The sequence below is a fragment of the Anoxybacillus pushchinoensis genome, assembly GCF_900111795.1.
GTDB lineage: Bacteria > Bacillota > Bacilli > Bacillales > Anoxybacillaceae > Anoxybacillus > Anoxybacillus pushchinoensis.
On record NZ_FOJQ01000028.1, the window covers coordinates 24,991 to 33,850 of the forward strand.

An 8,860-nucleotide genomic window follows, 5' to 3' on the forward strand; every position below is an offset into this window, starting at 1 on the left:
ATATACACAATGAAGGGGGATTTTTTTTTAAAAGTGAAAATCCCCCATCTTCATCATTGCCACTTATTCATAAACAATAAACATGATACAATCAATTATTTTTTAGCATATTTTAACCCTTTTAGCAACTCATAAATAATCATTAACCATTGTTGTGGTTTCATTCCCTTCGCATGAACGACAATTTTAAATCGATCTCCGTCCATACCGAAGCCGACATCCCTGCCGTATGGCTCACCAAGCTTAAACAATTGACTCACATCAATTTGCTTCGTCGTTTCTTGAGAGAACAAAATAGTAATATCTTGCTTCGTCTGCTTAATGGATTGAATGAGATGTTGCTTTGCATATATTTTGATTTCTGCAATTTGGAATAAATAAGCAACTTCATCCGGATACTCACCGAAACGATCTACCATTTCCTCACGCAACTGTTCAACGTCCTCAAACGTCTCGAGTGCACGGAACCGTTTATACATCTCAATTTTTTGTTGTTCATTTGAAATATAACGTTCCGGGATGTACGCATCAACTTCTAGATCGATTTCTACTTCAAACGGCTTTTCCTCTTTCGTTCCTTTTCGTTCTTCAATGGCTTCTTTCAACATTTGCGAGTAAAGCTCAAAACCGACAGAATCAATAAATCCATGTTGCTGTGCTCCTAATAAGTTTCCGGCACCTCGAATAGACAAATCGCGCATCGCAATTTTAAAACCAGATCCAAGCTCTGTAAACTCTTTAATCGCTTGCAACCGTTTTTCAGCAATTTCATTCAACACTTTATCTTTTCGATACGTGAAGTACGCATACGCAATACGATTGGAGCGCCCCACGCGCCCACGCAATTGATATAGTTGCGAAAGGCCCATTTTATCGGCATCATAAACAATTAACGTATTCACATTTGGGATATCGACCCCAGTTTCAATAATAGTTGTGCTTACTAACACATCGTATTGCCCTTCTAAAAATGCCAACATCACTGCTTCAAGCTCATTTTCTGACATTCTCCCGTGCGCGTACGTTACGCGAGCATCGGGCACGAGCGTTGAAATTTCCTCTGCTTTCCGATCAATGTCTTCAATGCGGTTATAAAGAAAAAACACTTGCCCTCCTCGCGCCATCTCGCGCTCAATCGCTTCTCGGACGATCATTGGACTATATTCCATCACATACGTTTGCACAGGGAAACGATTTTCCGGAGGCGTTTCGATCACGGACAGATCACGGACACCGATGAGCGACATGTGCAACGTGCGCGGAATCGGTGTAGCGGTTAATGTCAATACATCGATGTTTGTTTTTAGCTGTTTTATTTTTTCTTTATGGGCCACACCAAAGCGCTGTTCCTCATCAATGATTAATAAACCTAAATCTTTAAACGATACGTCTTTAGATAGCAGTCGATGTGTTCCGATCACCATATCAATCGTGCCGTTCTTCAAACCTTGGAGCGTCTCTGCTTGCTGCTTTTTCGTACGGAATCGACTCAATAAACCGACGTTGATCGGGTATCCTTGGAAACGTTCGCGAACCGTCTCGTAGTGTTGTTGGGCTAAAATTGTTGTTGGAACGAGAAATGCCACTTGTTTTCCATCCATTATTGCCTTGAACGCTGCACGCAAGGCAACTTCTGTTTTTCCATAGCCAACATCTCCACATAATAATCGGTCCATTGGCCGTTCGCTCTCCATATCGCGTTTGATTTCACGAATCGAACGAAGCTGATCTTCTGTTTCTTGATATGGAAATGCCGCTTCAAATTCTCGTTGCATTTCATTATCTGGCGAAAACGCATACCCCTTACTCGCTTCCCGCTCGGCATATAACTTCATTAAATCTTCAGCAATGTCTTGAACAGAGGACTCTACTTTCTTTTTTACTTTCTTCCACTCTGTTCCGCCCAATTTATAAATTTTCGGCTCTTTTCCTTCTGAGCCTACATACTTTTGGACAAGATCCATTTGATCGACAGGGACGTATAACGTATCATTCCCTTGATATTGAATATGGATGTAATCTTTATGAATTCCGTTAATTTCTAACGTTTCAATCCCTAAATATTTCCCAATCCCATGATTGACATGAACAACATAGTCGCCTACTTTTAAATCTGTATAACTTTTAATACGTTCGGCGTTTGACAGTTTTTGACGTCGAACGGGACGCTTCAGTCGCTTTTTGAATAGCTCCTCTTCTGTAATCACAGCAATTTTTTGCATCGGTAATTCAAATCCTGCTGTTAATCCAGATGGGACTATTTGACACTTTCCATGCAATAGCGCATCGTCTTTTCCAATTTGAACGGCATCAATCTCATAATCTTCTAACGTCTGTTTCAGTTTTTTCGCTCGTTCTTCATCACCCGCTAGCAAAACGACCGCATAATTTCCCTTTCGCCAACGTTCTACTTCCACTTTTAACAATTGCATTTGACTATAAAACACTTGCATTTGCTTACAAGATACATTAACAATGTTTTGCGGATGCGTATATGGAATATGACGTAAAAATAAAGATAAATAAATTGTCGATCTCCATCGGTTTTGTAACACTTCAGGAAATGAATGTGAAATTTTTATATGTTGTACAATTTTCCCTTCTTCTAATACATTCGTATACCATTCCGCCTCTTCTTGCTCGAGTTTTTCTGCTACTTCTTGAATGCGGCTCATTTCGTCAATGATGACAACGCCATGATCCGGGATGTAATCTAGTAAACTCGCAGACGAAGGGTAAAAGAGCGAGAAATACTTGTACATGTCTTCAATTAATTTTCCGTTTCTCAATTGCTCTAACTCGGACGAAACATGCTCGTATAACAAGTTTTTTGTTCTCTCATCCTGAATTTGCTGCAACGTATCGTCAAAATGCGATTGTAACTTTTGAACAGCTTCATCTATATGTTGTTGCTCGATGATTAACTCTGTTGCTGGTCCGATGGATACTTCGTCCATCTCAGCTACTGAACGTTGGTCGTCAACCGAAAACGTCCGAATCGATTCAATTTCAATATCAAATAACTCAATGCGATAAGGAAGCTCTGCAGTAAGTGGATAAATATCAATAATACCACCTCGGACGCTAAATTCACCCGGCGTCGAAACGACCGATACACGCTCATATCCCATAGCAACAAATTGTTTTAAACAACGCTCCACATCTATTTGTCCTCCGATGTGAAAATGGAGTTGATAACGTTGCCATACGTCTTTCGGCGGAAGTAGCCTGCGCAACGCTGCAACAGGAGCGATAACAATTCCTTTTTTACGTGCGCAAAAATAGTTTAATACTTCGAGACGTTGCGCACGCAATTCTGGGCTAGCTACAGCTAATTCAGCTGCAATGAGTTCATTAACAGGATAAAGAAATACTTCCTCTTCATCAACTAATTGAATAAGGTCATCATATATTTTTTGCGCTTGAAATAAATTGTGCGTCACAATGCATAAAGGGCGTTCTGTATTCTCGTATAAAGAAGAAATAAAAACAGAACGTGCAGAGCCCGACAAACCTGTTACAAGCTGTTCTTTCAAGCCGTTACGGATTCCCTCTGCAACCGATTGCATGTCCGCATGATTCATAAAATACTGTCGTAAGCCTCGCAAAAAACTCCCTCCTCCCCAAACATAAATACAAAAACGCTTTGGGAACCCCAAAGCCAACTATTGAATAAACTTTTCATATTGATGAAGATCAGGATTTCGATCTAACGCTTCTTGGCAATCTTCGCAAATTGTCTTTACATGAACTTCTCCATTCGGAAGATATTGAATCATGTCCAATCTTTCTTCTTCAGTCAAATGATGAAAGCCTAGTTGCTTACTTTCTAACCCGAGTGCATCAATCGCTCCGATTTTTATGCCACAATGTCGGCAGTAATAATGCAACGCCATATATGTCCCTCCCAAATGGTTAGTCTAATCGAATACATTTTGAACCATTTAGTCGGGAATTATTCATTACTTATTGCATTCATTCATCACTTGAGCAAACGGAATTTGTAATGACCGTTCGCACGCATGAGCTGCTTTTTTAATTGCTTCGTCAATCCGTATCTTTTCTTCATCTGTAAATCGACCTAACACGTAGTCGCTCACTTTCATCCCGTTTTTCGGTCGATCAATACCGATACGAATACGCTTAAATTGTTCTGTTTTCAAATGTTGAATGAGCGATTTCATTCCATTATGCCCGCCAGCGCTTCCTTTCGGACGCAAGCGAACTGTACCTGTCGGCAAATCTAAGTCGTCATAAATGACGATAATCTCATCGACATCGATGTTATAATAGTCCATCAAAGGCCGAACGCATTCGCCTGATAAGTTCATATATGTAAGCGGTTTGCACAATATGACTTTTTCACCTGAAACGATACCGCTCGCAAATATACCACGAAACTTCGTTTGATTGAACGTCAATCCCCAACGATGCGCAAGCTCATCAATGACCATAAAGCCTACATTATGCCTCGTTTGTTCATATTCTTTCCCTGGATTACCTAAACCAACAAACAATTTTGCCATTTCCCCTGCTCCTTATCTCCATACTGCAAAAGACGTAACCAATGATGGCTACGTCCGTCACGGCGTCGTTTCACGTCCTTCTTCCGATTCCGGCTTTCCTGGCTCTTGCTCCTCGCCGCTATGAATTTCTTCCTCTTGCTTCGGTGGCAAGATTGATGCGATCACTTCTGTCGGATCGTGATTCACTTCATAAGCACCGTTCGTTTGTATGTGTGAAATAGTAAGAACATCGCCTACTTGTAAGTTCGTTATATCTATATCAATCGATGAAGGGATATTCGTCGGCAACGCCCGAATAGATAGTTGGTGCATCGCTTGTTGCAACACCCCTCCATCTTTCACGCCAGCTGCCTCCCCAACTAAATGAATAGGAACGGAAACATCAATTTTCGTCTTTGCATCAACAGCTAAAAAGTCGATATGAATGATATCGTGACGAATCGGATGCTTTTGCATATCGCGAACGATGACGCGAATATGATCATCATTCACTTGAGCATCTAACAGTCCCGTCCCACCGGTAGCGCGCAATTGCTTCGAAAACTCGGCCGCATCAACAAAAACAGGTTGGCTATTCGTCTTTTTTCCATACACGACGGCTGGAATACGACCTTGTTTTCGCATTTGCTTTACATAAGAGCGTCGATGGTCTGTACGCAATTGAAGCTGTAACAATGAAATCACCTTCCTATTTTAGAATCGCTCATAGCTTCCCCTAAAATAGGAAGGTCTAAACATCATTAATCGAACAACGCGCTAATCGATTGTTCTTCGTGTACGCGAATAATAGCCTCACCGATTAATGGGGCGACGGATAGCTCCACAATTTTATTCGTTTTCTTTTCTTCAGGAATAGCAATTGTATTCGTTACGACGAGCTCCTTAATTTTTGAGTTTTGAATGCGTTCAATGGCTGGACCTGATAAAACTGGGTGCGTACAACATGCATATACTTCTTTTGCCCCATGCTCAGCTAGCGCATTAGCTGCTAAAGTAATCGTTCCAGCTGTATCAATAATATCGTCGATTAAAATGGTCGTCTTTCCTTGTACATTACCGATAATGTTCATCACTTCTGCTACATTTGGCTTTGGACGACGCTTATCGATAATCGCAATCGGCGCTTTCAGACGATCTGCCATTTTCCGAGCACGAGTTACGCCACCATGGTCTGGGGAAACAATGACAATATCATCAAGCTGCTTGTCTCTAAAGTAATCTGCTAAAATTGGCACACCCATTAAATGGTCAATCGGAATGTCAAAAAACCCTTGAATTTGTGGCGCGTGTAAGTCGAGCGTAATGACGCGGGAGGCGCCAGCTGTCTCTAACAAATTAGCGACTAATTTTGCGGTAATCGGCTCACGGGAGCGCGCTTTACGATCTTGACGCGCATATCCGTAATACGGCATAACAATATTAATTGTTTTAGCAGATGCCCGCTTTAATGCATCAATCATAATGAGTAATTCCATTAAATGTTCATTAACAGGTGCGCTAGTTGATTGAATGACGTACACATCGCAACCACGAATGCTCTCTTCAATATTGATTTGAATTTCCCCATCACTAAAACGAGAAACGGAGCACTTTCCTAATTCAACACCAATCACTTTTGCAATTTCTTGAGCTAAGAACGGGTTAGAATTTAATGAAAACAATTTTAAATTGGAATTCAAATACTGAGACATGGGTAAGTAAACCTCCATTAGGATTTTTTCTTCGCTTGCAGACGTTCAACATAATTTTCTTTATTGATTTGCCGAGCGCGAGCGATGGCTAAAGCTTCATTAGGTACATCATCAGTGATCGTTGAGCCAGCCGCCACATATGCTCCGCTTCCCACAGTAACAGGGGCAATTAAGTTTGAGTTGCAACCGATAAATGCGCCATCTTCAACTTTTGTCACGTATTTATTTACACCGTCATAATTGACTGTAATCGTGCCGCAACCGATATTGACATCGTCCCCTACCTCGGCATCCCCGATATAGCTTAAGTGCGATGCTTTACTTCCGTTTCCAAACGTCGTCTTTTTAATTTCTACGAAGTTTCCAATTCTCACATCGTCTCCAATTTTACATAGTGGGCGAATATGCGCAAATGGACCGATCGTTACACCTTTTCCTACTTCGCTATCGTGTACAACAGAATGACGAACCGACGTACGATCGCCAATATAGCTGTTTTTAATTTCGCTGTTTGGTCCAATGATGCAATCTTCACCGATTACCGTACGACCTTCAATTGATGTGCCAGGATAAATAATCGTATCCTGTCCAATTTGTACATCAGGTGCTATATACGTATGCTCGGGATCAATGATTGTCACACCATTTGCCATATGTTTACGTTGAATACGCATACGCATGATTTTTTCTGCTTGCGCAAGCGCGATTCGGTCGTTAACGCCTAACGTCTCTTCAAACATCGGTGTTTCGTAAGCTGAAATGATCTCACCTTGTTTTTTCAAAATTTCGATGACGTCTGGCAAATAATACTCCCCTTGCGCATTATCGTTTGACACTTGCGTAAGCGCTTCGAATAATGCACGATTATCAAAACAATACGTTCCTGTATTAATTTCTCGGATCATTCGCTCCTCATCTGTCGCATCTTTATGTTCGACAATTTTTTCAACATGTCCATATTCATTACGGACGATACGTCCATATCCCGTTGGATCTTCTGTAAGGGCGGTTAAAATTGTTGCTTTTGCTTTCGTTTGTAAATGATGTTGTAAAAGCGCTTCCATCGTTTCTGAGGTGATCAGTGGCGTATCTCCGCAAACGACGAGAGTGACACCATCTTTATCAGCTAAATGAGGTGCTGCTTGCATGACGGCGTGCGCCGTGCCAAGCTGTTGTTCTTGAATAACGTATTCGCTTTGGTTCCCAAGTTGCTCTTTCACCCGTTCTGCCCCAAAACCGACAACCGTAATTAATCGATCGACATGCAATGTAGAAATTGCATCAACCACATGTTGTACCATCGGCTTTCCACAGACAGGGTGCAACACTTTATACAGCTTTGAACGCATACGCGTTCCTTGTCCAGCTGCCAAAATGATCGCATATCGTTTCATCTCAAGGCCTCCATACCTCTCTTTATCCATATTGAATATATATCAATTATGTATGTATTTCAAGGAAACATTGTCATCTGCCAAAAAAATTCATCATATATTCTTTATTAATGAGGTAAACAGATTTTTCTATATGAAAAGGACCCTCTTTCACGAAAGGGTCCTCTTCTTATTTTTACGAAGCACCTGCTTCTTCAAGCTCTTTTTCCAACTCACCGGCACGGTGATATTCAGCTAAAACAGCTTCTTGGATTTTCCCGCGGGTTGTTGAGTTAATTGGATGAGCGATGTCACGGAATTCCCCGTCAGGAGTACGCTTGCTTGGCATAGCGACAAACAAGCCGTTATTGCCTTCAATAACTCGGATATCATGAACAACAAATTCATGATCCAATGTAATTGAGGCAATCGCTCTCATACGTCCTTCGGTATTCACGCGGCGTAATCTCACGTCAGTTACTTCCATTCTGTTCACCACCTTTTCCCTATATAAGAACTTAGGTGAATTTATTCCACGTTATTTTTCATTTTCCTGCTAACATTAAAAAAATTTTTTACGATTGTTCGACAAGTGCAACGACTTCAATTTCAATTAACGCATCTTTTGGCAAGCGAGCGACTTCAACGGCTGAACGCGCTGGCTTATGATTGACAAAATATTGACCATATACTTCATTCATTGCCGCGAAATCGTTCATGTCTTTTAAAAATACTGTCGTTTTTACGACTGTCTCTAAAGACGCGCCCGCCGCTTCAAGTACCGCTTTCAAGTTTTTGAATACTTGATGCGTTTGCGCTTGAATGTCCCCTTGCACCATTTCTCCTTCTGGCGTTAAAGCAATTTGGCCAGAACTGTAAAACATGTTGTTCACAATAATGCCTTGAGAGTACGGTCCAATCGCTTGTGGGGCTTCGTTTGTGTGTACAACTTTCATCATCTTTGGCGAGGAGACCCCGACTTCTAAGCGTTAGCGAAAGTCGGGGAGGAATCGCCCTTCCTCCTTTCTTTTGTATATGATAGAATAAGAATGTGGAGAAAACCGTTGAATCAAGGCACTCCAATCCCCGTTACTCGATGTAGGGAGTTGGTTGCAGGAAACGTTGCAACCGTAAAACATCGAGCGTACATCCGTCTGTTGTGCGTGGAAGTCAAGTACTGCCTACAGACATGCCGAGCCACTCGGTAGCGATATAGGCATGACCTATGTCGTTGGGTAGTCGTCAACCTGCCCCTGATGCAACCCCAAGT

Annotated in this window: 8 protein-coding genes; all 8 read right to left on the reverse strand. The window is 41.6% G+C overall.

The genetic code is table 11. The annotated features are described in order from the left end of the window. Positions 1 to 95: 95 nt before the first annotated feature. The 8 genes from mfd to BM213_RS08880 all read right to left on the reverse strand — a co-directional run bounded on the left by mfd (position 96) and on the right by BM213_RS08880 (position 8,546). Positions 96 to 3,608, reverse strand: coding sequence for a transcription-repair coupling factor (gene mfd, locus BM213_RS08845; protein WP_091703142.1), 3,513 nt, complete (start codon positions 3,606 to 3,608; stop codon positions 96 to 98). Positions 3,609 to 3,665: 57 nt separating this feature from the next. Further along, positions 3,666 to 3,896 (reverse strand): anti-sigma-F factor Fin, encoded by a 231-nt coding sequence (fin, locus tag BM213_RS08850; protein ID WP_003398215.1) that lies wholly within the window; start codon positions 3,894 to 3,896, stop codon positions 3,666 to 3,668. A gap of 66 nt (positions 3,897 to 3,962) precedes the next feature. Continuing rightward, complete coding sequence (gene pth, locus BM213_RS08855) at positions 3,963 to 4,526, reverse strand: aminoacyl-tRNA hydrolase (RefSeq protein ID WP_003398214.1); 564 nt, start codon at positions 4,524 to 4,526, stop codon at positions 3,963 to 3,965. A gap of 57 nt (positions 4,527 to 4,583) precedes the next feature. Beyond that, positions 4,584 to 5,210: a 50S ribosomal protein L25/general stress protein Ctc gene (locus tag BM213_RS08860; protein ID WP_091703144.1), complete on the reverse strand. Its 627-nt coding sequence runs from the start codon at positions 5,208 to 5,210 to the stop codon at positions 4,584 to 4,586. A gap of 56 nt (positions 5,211 to 5,266) precedes the next feature. Beyond that, positions 5,267 to 6,217: a ribose-phosphate diphosphokinase gene (locus BM213_RS08865; protein ID WP_091703147.1), complete on the reverse strand. Its 951-nt coding sequence runs from the start codon at positions 6,215 to 6,217 to the stop codon at positions 5,267 to 5,269. A 17-nt stretch (positions 6,218 to 6,234) separates the two neighbouring features. Next, entirely contained in the window at positions 6,235 to 7,611 is a 1,377-nt protein-coding gene (glmU, locus tag BM213_RS08870) for a bifunctional UDP-N-acetylglucosamine diphosphorylase/glucosamine-1-phosphate N-acetyltransferase GlmU (RefSeq protein WP_091703149.1), read from the reverse strand. Between the two features lie 175 nt (positions 7,612 to 7,786). Continuing rightward, positions 7,787 to 8,077: a septation regulator SpoVG gene (gene spoVG / locus BM213_RS08875; protein WP_003398210.1), complete on the reverse strand. Its 291-nt coding sequence runs from the start codon at positions 8,075 to 8,077 to the stop codon at positions 7,787 to 7,789. Positions 8,078 to 8,165: 88 nt separating this feature from the next. After that, positions 8,166 to 8,546, reverse strand: a complete 381-nt coding sequence (locus BM213_RS08880; RefSeq protein ID WP_091703157.1) for a RidA family protein — start codon at positions 8,544 to 8,546, stop codon at positions 8,166 to 8,168. Positions 8,547 to 8,860 lie beyond the last annotated feature (314 nt).